The sequence below is a fragment of the Nocardia lasii genome (assembly GCF_042658545.1).
Taxonomy (GTDB): domain Bacteria; phylum Actinomycetota; class Actinomycetes; order Mycobacteriales; family Mycobacteriaceae; genus Nocardia; species Nocardia lasii.
Window position 1 is genome coordinate 73,883 of sequence record NZ_JBHSQN010000013.1, and the last position, 15,584, is coordinate 89,466.

7 protein-coding genes and 1 CRISPR repeat array are annotated in these 15,584 nt (G+C 64.6%); of the genes, 3 read left to right on the forward strand and 4 right to left on the reverse strand.

The genetic code is table 11. From position 1 onward, the window contains the following. The first annotated feature begins 750 nt into the window (after nucleotides 1-750). Nucleotides 751-1,059, forward strand: a complete 309-nt coding sequence (locus tag ACFP3H_RS18700; RefSeq protein ID WP_378607786.1) for a hypothetical protein — start codon at nucleotides 751-753, stop codon at nucleotides 1,057-1,059. Between the two features lie 172 nt (nucleotides 1,060-1,231). Here ACFP3H_RS18700 and ACFP3H_RS18705 read toward each other — a convergent pair whose 3' ends face one another. From ACFP3H_RS18705 to cas7g, 4 genes are read right to left on the reverse strand one after another with little or no spacing between them, the layout of a single operon-like run. Next, nucleotides 1,232-2,236 (reverse strand): hypothetical protein, encoded by a 1,005-nt coding sequence (locus ACFP3H_RS18705; protein WP_378607788.1) that lies wholly within the window; start codon nucleotides 2,234-2,236, stop codon nucleotides 1,232-1,234. Then, a complete protein-coding gene (cas3g, locus tag ACFP3H_RS18710) occupies nucleotides 2,233-5,031 on the reverse strand; it encodes a type I-G CRISPR-associated helicase/endonuclease Cas3g (protein ID WP_378607790.1) in 2,799 nt (932 codons plus the stop codon). Before cas3g ends, ACFP3H_RS18705 begins: the two co-directional genes overlap by 4 nt. Then, entirely contained in the window at nucleotides 5,025-6,599 is a 1,575-nt protein-coding gene (gene csb2 / locus ACFP3H_RS18715) for a type I-G CRISPR-associated protein Csb2 (RefSeq protein WP_378607792.1), read from the reverse strand. Before csb2 ends, cas3g begins: the two co-directional genes overlap by 7 nt. A gap of 3 nt (nucleotides 6,600-6,602) precedes the next feature. After that, nucleotides 6,603-7,739 (reverse strand): type I-G CRISPR-associated RAMP protein Csb1/Cas7g, encoded by a 1,137-nt coding sequence (cas7g, locus tag ACFP3H_RS18720; RefSeq protein ID WP_378607794.1) that lies wholly within the window; start codon nucleotides 7,737-7,739, stop codon nucleotides 6,603-6,605. 408 nt (nucleotides 7,740-8,147) lie between these two features. On the opposite strand from cas7g, the gene cas1 reads away from it, so the two are divergent. Both cas1 and cas2 read left to right on the forward strand, forming a co-directional pair. Beyond that, nucleotides 8,148-9,734 carry a CRISPR-associated endonuclease Cas1 gene (gene cas1, locus ACFP3H_RS18725; protein ID WP_378607796.1) on the forward strand — a complete coding sequence of 529 codons (1,587 nt, stop codon included), beginning with the start codon at nucleotides 8,148-8,150 and terminating at the stop codon, nucleotides 9,732-9,734. After that, entirely contained in the window at nucleotides 9,731-10,033 is a 303-nt protein-coding gene (cas2, locus tag ACFP3H_RS18730) for a CRISPR-associated endonuclease Cas2 (RefSeq protein WP_378607798.1), read from the forward strand. The genes cas1 and cas2 overlap by 4 nt, the downstream gene beginning before the upstream one ends. Before the next feature lie 190 nt (nucleotides 10,034-10,223). Next, nucleotides 10,224-15,510: a CRISPR direct-repeat array (repeat unit 36 nt; unit sequence GCCGCAGCTCCTTCGGGAGCTGCACTTCATTGAGGC). Nucleotides 15,511-15,584: the final 74 nt, after the last annotated feature.

Here is a 15,584-nt window from a genome sequence, read left to right on the forward strand (position 1 = left end):
CAGGAGCGTTTGATCTGAGCCAACTGCTCCGCGACGGCTGCGTTGATACGAGAATCGCGGCGAGCCCTCGCAGGGTGTTTTCGAGTTCAGCGACCCGAAGGCACTTGGTGCAGGCAGGGGTTCGCTACCGTTCGGCGTGTCGGAATGGACCTCTCGCGAGGGGATTCATTTACCCAGGTCAAGCAGGGTGTACTTTGGACCCTGCCGCAGTTCCTTCGGGAGCTGCACTTCATTGAGGGCTCCACCACCACACCCCCGACGACCCCCGCATCGCCCGGCCGCAGTTCCTTCGGGAGCTGCACTTCATTGAGGGGCCATGTGCGGCACCGACAGTTCAGGCAGGGCGGGGCCGCAGTTCCTTCGGGAGCTGCACTTCATCGAGGCGTGACTGTTTCGAAGCCGCGGGACGGGTGCCAAGGGGCGTCGCAGTTCCTTCGGGAGCTGCACTTCATTGAGGGGAGGATGCGCCCCGCCCGGCAGAGGATCTGTACCGGGCGGCCGCAGCACCTTCGGGAGCTACGCTTCATTGAGGGTCAGCCACTCGCCGATCACCGCCAGGGCGTTCACCACGCCGCAGCACCTCGCGCGCTGCACTTCATTGAGGACCCGACCCACATCGGCCACGGCGAGACAGGTGGGACCCAGTCGGAGTTCCTTTCGCACACTTCATCGAGGTTGGATGATCGGGTCACGTACCGCCCAATTGGCTCGCCAGGGGGATGGCCTCAGCAAGCGATCGCTGTCAGCCAAGTGCGCATCCGGCGGCTGCCGCGCTTGGGGTTGTGCCTGACGGTGCGGGATGTCATGCTCACCGGGGTGAAAGATCGTCATGTGCGTTGTCCCGCAGGTGATTTCGTGTCAACCGGCGATCCATGTCACTTTCTTTCTATCTGGTTTCCATGCAAGAGGAAATGGTCGACAATGGCAAAACACAGACGGGTATCAGCGGACGATGCCCCCGAGTCGATGCGGGACCAGATCATCCGGTTGAGACGTTTGCTGCTGGACGCTGAGCTGGAGAAAGACGTGCTGCGGGAGCGCCTGGAAGGTGAGTTCTAGCTCCGAGATTCGGCAGGAGGAAGGTTGCTGTTCGCGCCGTGGCTCGTTGTAGCATCGAACCGCTGCACTTCATCCGGGTCTGGTGTCCCTCCAAGAAAAGTCATTCGACGCAGCGATGGCCTTCGGCCGTCTTGGGAGGTGGGGCTCGGGTTGAGCCCCACCTGCTGGGATATCACGCCAGTGGGGTGAGGGATCCGGCCAAGACCTGGCGTTCTGGGGCGCTCGGATTGTCGCTGACGGACACTGGAAAAACGGTGATGGCGGGAACGCCCCTGTTGCACAGCCACATTCGAGCGGCCGGGTGGCCGGGGTCGGTTGGGGTCGTGGCCACCGCTATCTGCTTCGAGACGAGCAGGGTCCTTAGGCGTGCGGAGGCGAGGGGAACCGTCGGTACGGGTAGGTACATCGAAGTCGGGTGTGTTCGTCGGGTGGGTACGTGGGCTCCGGGGGTCACCGATTGTCGGCGGACCTGGTGAATCGTGGGGAATTGGCTCAGTCCCCACAGGGCGCACCAGGCGACGGCGTTGTCGACGGGGCCTGGGCGGGTCAGTCCGGTGGCGGTGCGGGATTCTGCCTTGTCCCCCCCGATCTCGTCGACCAACGTCTCGCCAAGGAGCCCGCTGAGAATCTGGTCCCTGGTGCGGAGAGCGACCGCGTGGGCGAGGGGTGCGAGTCGGTTGCCGAGAAACTCCTCGCCGCGATTGCGCGTCTTCATTTCCCAGCGGCTGGCCCCGTCGTCGGGACGTGGCGTGTTCTGCTCGAATCGCCAGTAGGCGGGTTCGCCGAGCGCGCCGATCATTCGGAGGTCATCGGTCGATGAGGATGCGATCCGGTCGATTGCCGTATGGCGAGACGCCTGAAGTTGGTTCCACGAGGCCGGCGAGGACGGGGTTTTGATTCTCGGACTGAGGGTTCCAGTTACCCGGTCTTCGTGCGTGAGGCTGTGCTGGACCCAGTCATCATCGGCGCTGTGTCGGCAGGCGTGGTGGTTGACTGCCTCGGCAACGTCTGCGAATTGTGCTTCGCCGATGTCGAGGTGTGGCTGCGGAGTTCGTGCGCGACTCCACCACAGGCGCGTTCGTTGGCCGGATTCGGCCTCCCAGATCGCGGCCAGCCCATAGAGCGTGAAATGGCTCAGCGCGTTCGTGATGTCACCGGGTAGCTCGAGTACCGTCATCTGCCCTCCTGGGAAATCTGGCAGTCGGCCGCTCGGAGCAGCGCCTCCAGGTATGCGCACCCCCACACACCCCACCGATCATGTGTCGACTCGATCAGTTCGTCCCAACTACCGCCATCGAAGAGATCAGTCGTCGCGGCGTGCGCCTCCAGGAACTGGGTGTCGATCAGTTCCTGTGCGGAATGCGGAAATCCTGGCCGCCCGTGCCCGTGGCTGGTGCCGGCCAGCCGTGCGGTGAGCGCGTGGTGCTCGTCTTCGAGGCCGAGCGCACACACTGTCAACGCGGCGGACAGTTGCTCGTGACGCCAGCCCACAGGAAGCCCGCCAGTGACGTCCGCGCGCACCGCGCGGCGCAATGAGCCTGTGCTCTTTGCGAGGCGAACGGTTTGGTCGCTGTTGCCGAGCCGGAAAAGCTGGAATCGCCGATCCTGCTTGCCCGTGTCATGCCGATATCCGGCTTCGCGCAAGGTCGGAACCAGACTCTCTGCCAGTCGGACCGCTTGTCCGATCGTGGCAGCGCGATCGCCGACATCCTGGTTGTGGGCGTCGAGGTGGACGGTGTTCCGTGAATGCACTTGCTGGACCTGGTCGGTCAGGGTTTGGGCCGTGCCGACTGCGATGGTGAGCCAGGCCGCCGAGAGGTCATCGAGACCTGCCCAGGTGAACTGCACCAGGTCGGTGTCGGCGGCGAGGACGCGTTCTAGTTGTGGGTCGTCGTCGATATATTTCGACACCAGGGTAATGAGATCCGACTCGCCGGGTTCTGGGTCGTCCTTCACCAGATCACACATGTCGTCCAGCAGTCGACTGATCCACGTCGCAGACGCTGGATCGCGGTTGATGAAGTACCTGAGCCGAGCGCCATCCAACTTGTCGTACACGTCTACACCTGGATCGGTAGGAGCTTTCACCACCACTTTGCCGGTGCACACCTTGTGGCTGCTGTCGACCACCACAACATCACCTGGTTGTACCGACTCGCTGACCGCTCGGGCGATGTCGTCTGCGGCGATCAGGACGGCGGCGATCTCACCCTGTCTGAATACGAACGCGCGTCGCGGTTCGTCGGTGGCATCACCGAGTAGGCGAGGAAGCAGATAGTGCAGGTCGTCCACGCTGCACGGATAGATTTCATCGGTCAGGGGTGGTGTGACCTCCATCAATGCTTTGGCGGTCTGGTCATCGGCCGGAAGCACACGAACCACGAGTCCCGCTGTGGCGGAGTCGGACTCGAGAGAATCGCGCAACCACAATGTCAGGTCCGGGTCCGCGACGAGATTGCCATCTGTGCGGCTCAGCAGCCAGGCGTCTGACCATTCGAGGCGTTGCAACAATGGTCGAGAAAGGCTGAGACCAGCAGGGGGGTCATCGACCAGCGCCCATGGGGCGACTCCGTTCGGGTCACTGCCTCGTCGAGCCAGCCACTGCCAGGTATCCGCGAGGTGGGCGTATGCGCCGGTGCTGCCCTTCGCCGCGTACGGGTAGATCGCGAGTGCGCACTCGACACGCTCGCCGCGTGATTCGGCCAAGAGGTCCGAATCCTCGGTCGGGCCGATCACCACGAACTCAGTGTCTTCGGTTTTGCCAGTCCGGTTCACCCGTCCGGCACGTTGTGCGAGTGCTTGCGCGGGAGCGAGTTCGGACACTGCGGCGGCGAGGTCCAGATCGACCCCGACCTCTAATGTCTGCGTGGCGATCAGGACATCCACCGTTGAATTGCCCTGAGGTGTAAGCAAACCCGCTGGCATTCGCCCGAGATCGAACGGCCGCAGTCGCCCGACGACAACCTCGACTCGCAATCCCGCCTTGCGCAGCAGCTGAGCTACATCGACTGCGACCGAAACAGTGTTGACGAAACAACCCACTGTTCGTCCGGCGGGCAGTCCACGGCCGTAGGTGTCATGAAGACGACGGACCTGCTCGGCGAGATCATCGAGATAGTCGGCTCGGGCTTTACCGGTGCGCGCTGGTGGCCAGTGGCTCGATTCGACCCGAACAACAGGTTTCGGTGTCGACAGTCGGCGTCGAAGGGCGTCGCTCTCGTCCAAGTCCGCAGCGGCGACACCACATTCGGTGTAATCCTCGGCCGCGTTCGCTGGGGTTGCCGTGGTCTCCACCACTTGGAGGGTCGGAACCTCGAGTAGATCGGCCTTCGGTGCGATCAGCTGCGCGATCCTGCGGGCGGTGACCAACAATTGTCGATTGAGATGAGCCTCGTCGAGCACCATTACGCTGTCGTACGTCAACAGTCCCGCCGCGCGAGGTGCGGCAAGGCGGCTGGCACCGTAGCCGCGGAACAACACGCGGCTGCCCCACATATCGGGGGTCGCGCAGATGACCTGCACTGCGCTCGGGTCATTGACCCAATCGCGTTGAAGTGCCACTGCTCCCCGAAGATTGACGACGTCGAAAGGGCGGTCTGCTGGTTCCTGCGCTGTGCGAAGTTCCGTCAGCGCGGTCGCGACGCGGGCCGAAACAGATCCGTCGGGCGCCGTCATGAGGACAGCGCTGATCGCTTCGGCTCGCTGGCCGTGGCGATCGACGAGTGCACGCCGGTTCACGACAATCGATAGTCGCCGAGGAATACGCACGGTCGCCTCGAGGGACGCGGCCGCACAGGCGAACAAGTGGATCTCGATCACGCTGGACTTGCCGGCTCCGGTCGGTGCGACGATCCGGTCTGGCCACTGCCCGCTCTCAACGATCTGCTCGAGGAGCCGTCGCTGCCACCGATACGGCTGATCACCGCCATTGACCTCAGCGAAGAAGGCACTGAAGTCCTCGATTGTCAGCACGGTTTCCCCTCGCCCAGTGAGTCGAGCACCATCTCGACAGGCACATCCCGTGGCACGAGCAGCCCACCGCCGAGATGCCTGCTTTGGCCGATCGCGACCAACGTTCCGCTACCCGCCAGATCGCCCAGGGCGACGGTCGCGCGATACGGCTGGACGACGACTTGGCTGGGGGTTTTGTGAACCCAACGGGACACGTCTGACGCGTGGACCCGCTGGGTGTCGAACACGTGGACCTGATGGATGCGGACAGAATCGGACAGTTCTTCGAACCATCGATTGCCGTTCGGCGGAGAAAACGAATCGCGCCAGACCAAGCCGATCGAAACCAGGGCGGCGTCCTTCAACGTCCACGCCGGCCGTGCACCGTTCGGGCCTCGACCGCGCCGCTGCGGCGCAGTCTCGGGAACCACAACAGTATCGGTCCGCCACAACCTGACAGTTCCAGGCAGCGGTGTATCCCACATCGAATCGCCGCTGATGGCAACAGGTTCAGCAAGAGTGACGGTCTGGTTCCTGTGGGTGATCTTGCCCAGCCACGGCAGGTTCGATGCCACGGATTCGATTTCAGCGCCACTGTTCGGTGGCAGCATGACGGCAAAGGCTGGTCCATCGATGCCGTGGTGACGAACCAGGCTGCTGGACAAGTACTGGATAGCCACACGATTCGGAGGAATCGGTGCACCTTCCGGGTATCGCCCAGTGATCAGCGGCGAAGCGCCGAATCCGATGGCGGAGATCAGCGCGCGGTGCAGCGTGACGCACCACTGAACCCGATCTTGGGGCTTGATCTCGGGGCCGAAGGACGGTTTCGCGGGAACCAGGAGCACGTCTGGCCAGGGTGCCGTTGACCGCTCGACGGCGGGTTCCCGGTAACGGAGTTGTTCGAGACCAGCCTGCGGCGGCGGTGGTGATCCGGCGGATTCGGAACTGGTGTGTCGATCTTGGGCGACTGTTGGCACGCGAGCGGTCGCCTCCTGGTGAGCTTGCGCCAAAGCGCTGGTTCGGCCAGGGATGGCGGCCTGGACGGATATGCCGCCTGGATCGAATGGTGTTGCCTCGTGATCGAGCAAATGCGTCGCCTCGATATCGGTCAGGTCGAGGACGACCGGACTGAGTGCTTCGCCCAAACATCCGACGTCGGCGCAGAGCAGACTAAGCGTCTCCTGAATATCGGCGGGGATGGGCTCATGCCAGCACCACCCGATCTCGCCCGCCACCGCGTACCCGTCCGCGGTGGCGCGTGCGGTGACCTTGTCTTTCCAGTCTTTGCCCTCCTTCGGGATCGTGCCCTCTTTTCGAAACGCCTTGATCGAGACGTTGCTCAGCGGTGCGACTCGGGGAACACGAAGCCCCGTTGGTGGATGCTGCTCGAGCCACTCCAGTGCCGCTATCGCAGCGGGCGACGGCGCCAGTCCGTGTACGGTTTCGACGGCCGTGAGGCCCTGGCCAGCGGCATTGAGTAGCGCTGCGTGCAGCCGTCCCGGAGTCGGGATCGGTTCGGCCAATCCGTTCGCCAGATGTCCGGTATAGGTTCCGAGGAGGAATCGCGCGCGAATTCCGGTCGCCACGGGTCATTCCTCGCCGGAGTCGGCGATGGCGGAACCCGCAACGAGCGGATTGCCGACAACCTCGAAGATCTGCCCCGACCAGTTGACATCCGCGACACGGCGCGCGGTGGCCAACGCTTCCTCGAAGACCGCGTCGGCCGCAGCGATCGACAGCGCCGTGAGTTCGACGAACTGGCCATGGCGAGCGTCCAACCGAACCTGTGGCACGGCAGCCTCGATGAGATCGCAGTTGGCGCGCAGCGAAAGTTCCGAGTCCGATCGTGCCAAGCCGGCCAGCGCGTATGCGGCGAGCAGCGCGCGGCAGGCGGCATCACCGTCGGCACCAGAGCCGAATCGCAATTGGCGCAAGGCCGCGAAACTCAGTACGTGAGTGCGGATGATGCGGCTGCATGACACGGCGCCGAGCGACTCGAGGGTAGGGGGGATTCCGCCCAGTCCAAGGACGGAACCCGAATTTCCTTTGGCAGCACGAGCTTTCGCGGCCTTCTCGACCTTCTCGATCAGTTTTGGACTGAGTTCGGTCTTCTGGTCGTTGACAAGGGAGAGCAGGTCCTCACCACTGAGCTGAACGCTCATCCCGACCGGATCGACGCGCGCCCCGCCCCGGCGGGACTCGGGGACGCCACGATCCTGTTCTGACAGCACACCCACGATCTCGCCGACCAGAGCGCTACGGTAGCGGCCCTGCCGACTGCGTCTTGTGGAGTCCCAGCCGCCGAAGACCAGTGTGGTGGGGGCGAATTCGAGCAACGCGCGGGCATTCGCCGGAGACGCATCCCGGGCGGCGCGGTAGGCCTCGGTCGCTGTGACCGCTTGTCCGTCAACGGTTCCCGCGCGAATGTGTCCGTCGAACACGCGATGGGGCAGGTCGAGATCCGTGAACGACCCGCCCTCTCCCTGATAGGTGACCTCGACCCGCGGCACGGTGCCGAAGAGCGGGTGACCTTCCGAAATCGCTTGCTGAATCGCTGCTTCCACACGGTTGAGCTGGCTCTGCTTCTGGTCGATGACCACAGTCAACTGTGGTCCGCCGTCGATGAACCGCGTCTCGTAGGCGTAGATCGCCTCACCGCGTTTGTCCACATATCGGGCCGGTGCCACGGCCGCGTGTGATCCGCCGGCCGCGACGAGTTCGGTCACTGAAGTCAGCGCTGACGAACCCCCCGCCGAACATGCGTCGAGCACTTGGCCGTACGACAAGTCTGTCACTGAATCTCCCCTGATCGCGCTGCATTGGTGTTGAGCCCTGTCGCCGCCGACGCGAATCTCGGCAACCTGCGGAGCATCTTGCATCACGGGTACGACATGTTCCGTTTTACACATCATCGGACAGGCGTCGGTCGGTCGTTCACACATGCCCAGACACCGCCTCGGGCGAGTTCGCCGACGAAGGATTTCGCGAACATGTCGGTGGGGCGGGCTACGTTCCGAAGGGAAGCCATCGCGGCACACTCCGCCACCAAGTTCTTGGTCGTTCACAGCCAAGACCGGGGGCCATGTACGAAGCCTTCACGGACAAATCTGCACGTCAGACAAAGGATTATGAGCATGGAATCGCTCCCGATCAGCTTGGTCGCACATCATGTTTTCTGCCCGCGACGGGCATGGCTGGAGGCAGCGGGCGAAAGCACCGACACCTACCAAATGGCAGTCGGCACGGCCTCGCATCGTGCCGTCGACAATCCCGCCGCCTCGCGGCTCGGCACGCACCGGGCAGTCGATATCGCGCATCGCGCGCTCGGGATCGTCGGCCGAACCGACGTCGTCGACGATGGCGCGGCCGGGTTGAAGGTGGTCGAATTCAAAGCCACACCTGTTCGGCGCATTCCCGAAGTCACCGACGCGATGAAGGTTCAACTGGCGCTTCAGGGCGAGTGCCTCGTCGAAATGGGACACGATGTCTCGGAATTCGGCGTGTTCTTCACGACGCACAACAAGTACGTCGCGGTCGACCTGACCGACGCGGACAAGGCTGCGGCAGAGGCGCTGGTGCGCGAGACCCGCACGTCGGTGACGGCTCCGACAGCACCGGAGCCATTGGAGGACGATTCGCGATGTATGAGGTGCTCCCACGTCGGTGTCTGCCTGCCGGATGAACGGAGTCAGCGCGAGGTCGTCCGACGGATCGTCGTGGCGGACCCTGACGCGAATATCGTTCATCTCGCAACTCCTGGCAGCAGGGCCTCGGTCGGGCGGGGCCGGATGAAGGTCGAACGTCGCGGCGAGCAGCTCGCATCGGTACCTCTCGAGCGGATTCAAGGACTGGTGTTGCACGGCAACATCGACTTGTCAGGGGCCTTGATTCGCGAACTGATGTGGCGCGGCCTGACGATCGTGTGGTGCTCCGGCGCCGGTCGCGTCATCGGTTGGAGTCACACCGCGCGCACGCCCAACGGGCTCGCGCGCGTGCGGCAGCACGAGGCTGCGGCAGAAGGCCGGATCGGATTGTCACGCGAGTTCATCGCCGCGAAAATCGCCAACCAGGCGACCCTGCTTCGACGAAACGGTGACGCTCCCGACGTCGTCAGGTTCCTGCGCGTGCTTCAGTGCGAAGTCGCCGCGGCGCAGAGTCTCGGGATGATCTTCGGGATCGAGGGCGAGGCTGCCGCGCGATACTTCGGTGCGTTCACCACGATGCTGCGCGGGTCGAGATCGACATGGTTCGTCGATCAATGGTCGGGGCGGTCAGGTCGACATGCGGTCGACCCGCTGAACGTCGCCCTCAACTATGTCTACGGCATTCTCGTTGCCGAGGTCATTCGTGCGGTCGCCGCCTGCGGGCTCGATCCGCACGCCGGATTCCTGCACAGCTCCAATCGGAACAAGCCCGCTCTCGCGCTCGACCTCATGGAGGAGTTCCGCGCACCGCTAGCCGACGCGGTCGTCCTCGCGGCAATCAACAATGGTGAACTCGATCCCGACGACTTCAGCCTGGCACTGGGGTCAGCGCGGTTGCGCGACAGTGGCCGAAAGGCACTGATCTCCGCCTACGAACGACGAATCAGTACCGAGTTCACCCACCCGGTGTTCGGATACAAGATCACATGGCGGCGCGCGGTCGAGGTGCAAGCTCGCATGGTCCTCGGCTACCTCGATGGAACCCAGAACGAATACGTCGGGATCACCACACGATGACCAGAAACGACACCCATCGATATCTCGTCGCCTATGACATCGCCGACGACAATAGGCGCGATCGTCTGGCGAAATGCCTACAGCGGCACGGAGATCGAGTGCAATACAGCGTCTTCGTGGTCGACATCAGCCCCGCTCGAATGGTTCGACTCGAAGGCGAGATCGACATGATCATCACCCGCGCCGAGGATTCGGTCATCTACTGCGACCTCGGTATGGCGAAGACCGTTGACATCGATCGGTATCGGACGGTCGGACGATCACGACGGATCACTGGATCAGGCGCAGTGGTCATCTGAGCCGACCAACCGCTCCGCGAGTGCTACGTCGACCCGAGAAACACGGCGAGCCCTCGCAGAGCATTATGCGAGGTCAGCGCACTGCGTGAGGCGGCGCGGTCGGTATTCTGCCGCTCCTCCGGCGTGTCGGATCGGACCTCTCGCGAGTGGTTTCGTTTGCGCAGGTCAACAGGGGTGTATTTTGGACCCTGCCGCAGCTCCTTCGGGAGCTGCACTTCATTGAGGCCCCGTTCGAGGACTACGCGCCTCGCTACCGCCGCAAGCCGCAGCTCCTTCGGGAGCTGCACTTCATTGAGGCCTGCTGGCAGGCGAGGTCGACGAGGCTATCGGCGCACGCCGCAGCTCCTTCGGGAGCTGCACTTCATTGAGGCCCGCCCAGGAGCTGGCAGGCCAGCCAGTAGCAGGCCGCAGCTCCTTCGGGAGCTGCACTTCATTGAGGCGCCCTCCCGATCCCGTGGGCGGGGGGCAGGGGGTTCCGCCGCAGCTCCTTCGGGAGCTGCACTTCATTGAGGCGTTGCGTTGTCGCCGGTCCAGCTGGGGTGGTTGTCCGCCTTGGCCGCAGCTCCTTCGGGAGCTGCACTTCATTGAGGCCCTCCCGATCCCGTGGGCGGGGGGCAGGGGGTCTCGCCGCAGCTCCTTCGGGAGCTGCACTTCATTGAGGCGGCACTGAGCCCTTTCATCCTGCGCTGAACGGCGGCCGCAGCTCCTTCGGGAGCTGCACTTCATTGAGGCTCGCACTCCCACGGCATCCGCACCCACTCGTCGGTCAACGCCGCAGCTCCTTCGGGAGCTGCACTTCATTGAGGCAAGTCGATAACGCTGTTGAGCGCCTGGTTGTAGGTGTTGCCGCAGCTCCTTCGGGAGCTGCACTTCATTGAGGCTTGTCTCCCCAGTAGTTGACCGACCGGTCGTGCGCCGCAGCTCCTTCGGGAGCTGCACTTCATTGAGGCTCCAACACGGAAGCGGGCCAGGACCTCCTGGCCCGGCCGCAGCTCCTTCGGGAGCTGCACTTCATTGAGGCCCAGGTGGTCACCGACGCCTCGACGCGGTCGCTGGAGCCGCAGCTCCTTCGGGAGCTGCACTTCATTGAGGCGGCGGCGTCGAGAAGCCCCCGGTCTGCTCGGTCACCGCCGCAGCTCCTTCGGGAGCTGCACTTCATTGAGGCATCACCTGACGCGCCATCGGGGTCAGCCTCCAGGTCGAGCCGCAGCTCCTTCGGGAGCTGCACTTCATTGAGGCACGGCTCGGCCGGTGGCGCGGATCGCGGCGACCATGAGGCCGCAGCTCCTTCGGGAGCTGCACTTCATTGAGGCCCGTGGTCTTGTTCGCACCGCTCTTGAACTCCCGCCGCAGCTCCTTCGGGAGCTGCACTTCATTGAGGCCGAGCAGTCCCAGTCCGATCGCGGCACCGGCGAGCCCGATGGCCGCAGCTCCTTCGGGAGCTGCACTTCATTGAGGCCCGCGAGGTCCGGGTACCCCAACTTGTGAGCGAGGGAGCCGCAGCTCCTTCGGGAGCTGCACTTCATTGAGGCGGGGCGATCCGGCGGCCGGGGGCGAGGGTACCCCCCGTGCCGCAGCTCCTTCGGGAGCTGCACTTCATTGAGGCGGGGCGATCCGGCAGGGCGGGGCGAGGGTACCCCCCGGCCGCAGCTCCTTCGGGAGCTGCACTTCATTGAGGCTACCGGGACGGTGGCGAGTGACCGACCACAACCCGGCCGCAGCTCCTTCGGGAGCTGCACTTCATTGAGGCTGTCTGAAACACCCGCAGTGGACCATTCAGCGTTGCCAGCCGCAGCTCCTTCGGGAGCTGCACTTCATTGAGGCCAGCGAGACACGGTAGTGGTGGATCCGACCCCGAGCCGCAGCTCCTTCGGGAGCTGCACTTCATTGAGGCGCCGCGGCCGAGGCCGACGGAGACTTGGTCGAGGGCCGCAGCTCCTTCGGGAGCTGCACTTCATTGAGGCTCGCTGCGATCGAGGTGGTCGAAGACCGCCCGCTCATCCGCCGCAGCTCCTTCGGGAGCTGCACTTCATTGAGGCGGGGCGATCCGGCAGGGCGGGGCGAGGGTACCCCCCGCCGCAGCTCCTTCGGGAGCTGCACTTCATTGAGGCTTGCGTCGATAACGGACGAACGGCTCACTACCGAACGCCGCAGCTCCTTCGGGAGCTGCACTTCATTGAGGCTGCCCCACGTCAGCTTGATCCCGGCGCCTCGCTCGGGCTGGCCGCAGCTCCTTCGGGAGCTGCACTTCATTGAGGCCAGTGGCGAAACCAGACTTGTCGACCAAATCCCACGCGCCGCAGCTCCTTCGGGAGCTGCACTTCATTGAGGCTCGGAGCCTTCAAACCAACACCCGGTGAAAACCCATGGCCGCAGCTCCTTCGGGAGCTGCACTTCATTGAGGCAACTCGAGCTTCGACGTCGATGGCGCCACCGTCCCCGCCGCCGCAGCTCCTTCGGGAGCTGCACTTCATTGAGGCTCGAACGGGAGGGCCTGGTGAAGGAATCTCTGATTACGTGCCGCAGCTCCTTCGGGAGCTGCACTTCATTGAGGCCCTCCCGATCCCCTGGGCGGGGGGGTAGGGGGTTCCCCGCCGCAGCTCCTTCGGGAGCTGCACTTCATTGAGGCGGCACCGAGCGCCCGGAGAACAGGTCTACCCCGTACGTGCCGCAGCTCCTTCGGGAGCTGCACTTCATTGAGGCCTCGCTACCGCGCTGGCCGACGATCGGATCGAACGGCGGCCGCAGCTCCTTCGGGAGCTGCACTTCATTGAGGCCAAACCTACCCACAGTCGGCGGAGCTGATCCACTGGGCCGCAGCTCCTTCGGGAGCTGCACTTCATTGAGGCTGCGAACAGCCAAAGTTTATGACAACTGGCGCGACGTGGCCGCAGCTCCTTCGGGAGCTGCACTTCATTGAGGCCTGCTCGTCATTGACGAGGTGGCGCTGTTCTCCGGCGGCCGCAGCTCCTTCGGGAGCTGCACTTCATTGAGGCGCGATCCACAGGGCTTGGACGGCGAGCCCGATGCACGGTGCCGCAGCTCCTTCGGGAGCTGCACTTCATTGAGGCCCGGATCGTCGAGCCCGGTTGGCTGCCTGCCGCGGCGCCGCAGCTCCTTCGGGAGCTGCACTTCATTGAGGCTCGAACCGGCGTCCGGGGTAGCGAGGCGCGTCCCTGGCCGCAGCTCCTTCGGGAGCTGCACTTCATTGAGGCTGCGCACCGTGATCCACCAACGCGATGACTACGTGGCCGCAGCTCCTTCGGGAGCTGCACTTCATTGAGGCGGCCTGCACGGTTGCGGGCCGCAGCGCCTCGACGCCGCAGCTCCTTCGGGAGCTGCACTTCATTGAGGCTCGACGAAGCTGCCAACATCATCCGCTGGCCAGCCGCCGCAGCTCCTTCGGGAGCTGCACTTCATTGAGGCCTCGTGTTCGATCTCGGTTCGTTCCTGGGCCGTGACGTGCCGCAGCTCCTTCGGGAGCTGCACTTCATTGAGGCGGAGCGCTTCACCGTGCTCTACGCCGTAGAACACTCTCCGCCGCAGCTCCTTCGGGAGCTGCACTTCATTGAGGCACCGCGCAGCCTTGTCGGTACCACATGCGATCGTGAGGGCCGCAGCTCCTTCGGGAGCTGCACTTCATTGAGGCCAGGAACGGCACATGCGCGACGTGCACGACCGGTGCCGCAGCTCCTTCGGGAGCTGCACTTCATTGAGGCCCGTTGCTTGCTCGGGTCGCACAGCACGCCGCGCTGTCCTCACGCCGCAGCTCCTTCGGGAGCTGCACTTCATTGAGGCGCGCCAGCATCCCGACCACGTAGGAGCCCGCCGGCCACAGGCCGCAGCTCCTTCGGGAGCTGCACTTCATTGAGGCCTTCCGGGGTCGTGGGCGTGGTCGCGCCCTTGACGTTCGGCCGCAGCTCCTTCGGGAGCTGCACTTCATTGAGGCAGCCTGCCACCGGCCACGCCGCACCCCGGTACGACAGCCGCAGCTCCTTCGGGAGCTGCACTTCATTGAGGCAGCCACAATCGTCCCCACGCGGCCATCGACCCGACCGCCGCAGCTCCTTCGGGAGCTGCACTTCATTGAGGCGAGGGCATGACGCCACGCGAGACAGCCGACGCGTTGGCGCCGCAGCTCCTTCGGGAGCTGCACTTCATTGAGGCACACCTCGGTCGCGGGCGTAGGTTCCGGGCATCGAGGCCGCAGCTCCTTCGGGAGCTGCACTTCATTGAGGCGGCGAGGGCAGGATCAGACCGCAGCAGTCCTCGGTCGGCCGCAGCTCCTTCGGGAGCTGCACTTCATTGAGGCTCGGCCAAGCGTGTTCCGTCCGGCCCGTGCTCGGTGGCCGCAGCTCCTTCGGGAGCTGCACTTCATTGAGGCGACGGCAAGGGTCTCAAAGCCGCGCGCGCCGACCTGGCCAGCCGCAGCTCCTTCGGGAGCTGCACTTCATTGAGGCGCGGTGGAGTTCGACCACCGATCCGACAACGGGCCGCGCCGCAGCTCCTTCGGGAGCTGCACTTCATTGAGGCCGCCGGCCGTGGGGCCCGGACCACGGACGTGCAGATCGGCCTCAAGCCGCAGCTCCTTCGGGAGCTGCACTTCATTGAGGCGGCGTCCCAGAAGAGGACCTCGACTTCCTCGGGTCAGGCCGCAGCTCCTTCGGGAGCTGCACTTCATTGAGGCGCGGACAGTGGGGCGCCGGGGCCAGCCGCGGGGCGGCCGCAGCTCCTTCGGGAGCTGCACTTCATTGAGGCACGATCACCAACGCCCCCTGGTACGACCCGACTCGAGCCGCAGCTCCTTCGGGAGCTGCACTTCATTGAGGCGCCACCACCCCGCCATTGAGCCGCGGCACCAGCACATGGCCGCAGCTCCTTCGGGAGCTGCACTTCATTGAGGCCCAGGGTTTCCCACTCTTCGGGCAGGATCGTCAGACGACCGCCGCAGCTCCTTCGGGAGCTGCACTTCATTGAGGCACCCAGGTTCTGTTCCGAGAGAAGATCCCCGGACGCCGCAGCGCCTTCGGGAGCTGCACTTCATTGAGGCGCACATGCCGCAGCACGACACGGCACACCACCTTCGCCGCAGCTCCTTCGGGAGCTGCACTTCATTGAGGCAGGCGAGGTGGCCAGCACCGCGTCGACACGCTCTGGCCGCAGCTCCTTCGGGAGCTGCACTTCATTGAGGCCCGGCCAGGCGTTGGTGATAGTACCGTCGGCGTTCTTCGCCGCAGCTCCTTCGGGAGCTGCACTTCATTGAGGCGACGAAGGCCATCGGCACGCTGGCCTGGCGCGGTGCCGCAGCTCCTTCGGGAGCTGCACTTCATTGAGGCCCGAGTACCCGGATCGGTACCGGTGAGCCCCACCGGCCGCAGCTCCTTCGGGAGCTGCACTTCATTGAGGCCGTGCACCCGCTGCCGGTTCTGACCGCTGAGGGGGCCGCAGCTCCTTCGGGAGCTGCACTTCATTGAGGCTCGGCGCCGGACTCGGCGGCCTCGGCGGCGACCAACTCGATGCCGGGGGTGTCGACCACCGGCAGCAATTCCTT

What these genes read in the sequence shown, in the direction of transcription:
- ACFP3H_RS18705 (WP_378607788.1), bottom strand. Translation starts at nt 2,236, where the DNA reads ATGACGGTACTCGAGCTACCCGGTGACATCACGAACGCGCTGAGCCAT.
- cas1 (WP_378607796.1), top strand. Translation starts at nt 8,148, where the DNA reads ATGGAATCGCTCCCGATCAGCTTGGTCGCACATCATGTTTTCTGCCCG.
- cas2 (WP_378607798.1), top strand. Translation starts at nt 9,731, where the DNA reads ATGACCAGAAACGACACCCATCGATATCTCGTCGCCTATGACATCGCC.